Annotated in this window: 1 protein-coding gene and 1 pseudogene; one reads left to right on the top strand and one right to left on the bottom strand. The window is 75.7% G+C overall.

What is annotated here, in order from left to right:
- Positions 1-276 (top strand): annotated as a pseudogene (locus ACFU99_RS44235) (short-chain dehydrogenase); the annotation flags it as partial.
- Between the two features lie 143 nt (positions 277-419).
- Here the strand turns inward: ACFU99_RS44235 and ACFU99_RS44230 are convergent.
- The coding region (locus tag ACFU99_RS44230) for an ABC transporter permease (RefSeq protein WP_384404526.1) at positions 420-1180 on the bottom strand (761 nt) is incomplete at its 5' end.

Below are 1180 nucleotides of genomic sequence, written 5' to 3'. Positions count from 1 at the left end.
GCCGAGACGATGGCCGCCCCCGGCGGCGACGCGTTCGACGCGATGGCCCCGGACAACGTCTCGCCGCTCGTCGTCTGGCTGGGCTCCGCCGCCAGCGCCGGAGTGACCGGCCGCGTCTTCGAGGCCGAGGCCGGGCGCATCACCGTGATGGAGGGCTGGCGCCCCGGCCCCACCGCCGACAAGGGCGCCCGCTGGACCCCGGCCGAGGCGGGGGAGGCGGCCCGGGAACTCTTGACACGGGCGGAGGAGCCGCAGCCGGTGTACGGGGCCGGGTGAGCCCACGGACCTGCGGCCGGGCCCAGGGCACGGCACATCCCCACCGTGCGACGCACCGGATCAAGCCGACCGGCCCAGGCCGTGCCGCCCGCGTCGGGGGACACGCTGCCCTGGGCCGGGCCGCCCGCTCGGCGGGCAAGGCGTCAGGACACGACGTCCTTGGCCCGGAAGTGCCGGAAGGCCAGTGCGAAGAACACCAGCGAGTACGCCACCGACACCGACGCGCCCCTGACCATGCCGCCCCACTCCAGCTGCGGCTGGAGCGCGTCGGCCCAGGCGAACTGCCAGTGGGCGGGCAGGAAGTCGCGCCAGTGGCCGAGCGCGGTGACCGCATCGAGGACGTTGCCGACGATGGTCAGGCCGACCGCGCCGCCGACCGCGCCGAGCGGGGCGTCGGTGACCGTGGAGAGCCAGAAGGCGAGGGCCGCCGTCACGAGCTGGCCGATGAAGATGTACGCGACCACGAGCAGCAGCCGCGGCACGGCGTCGCCGGAGGGGAGCGCGCCTCCGGTAGGAAGGCGCAGGTCGCCCCAGCCGTACGCGGCCGTGCCCGCCGCCAGGGCGACCAGCGGCAGCAGCACCATCGCCGCCGCGCTGAACCCCAGCGCCACCGCCAGCTTGCTCGCCAGCAGCCGGGCCCGCGGCACCGGCGCGGCCAGCAGATAGCGCAGCGAGGACCAGCTCGCCTCGGACGCCACCGTGTCGCCGCAGAACAGCGCCACCGGCACCACCAGCAGAAAACCCGCCGAGACGAAGAGGCAGGTCGCGGTGAAGTTGGCGCCGGAGGCCGTCGCCGAGTCGATCAGCGACACCCGGCCGTCCCGGCCGCTCGGCTGCCCGCCGATCGCGAACGCCGCGATCAGGACGAACGGCAGCACCGCCAGCACCGCCCCGACCACCAGCG

The organism is Streptomyces sp. NPDC057654 (assembly GCF_042800135.1).
Taxonomy (GTDB): domain Bacteria; phylum Actinomycetota; class Actinomycetes; order Streptomycetales; family Streptomycetaceae; genus Streptomyces.
The sequence above is the reverse complement of the archived record's forward strand: the minus strand, read 5'-3'. Positions and strand labels throughout refer to the sequence as shown.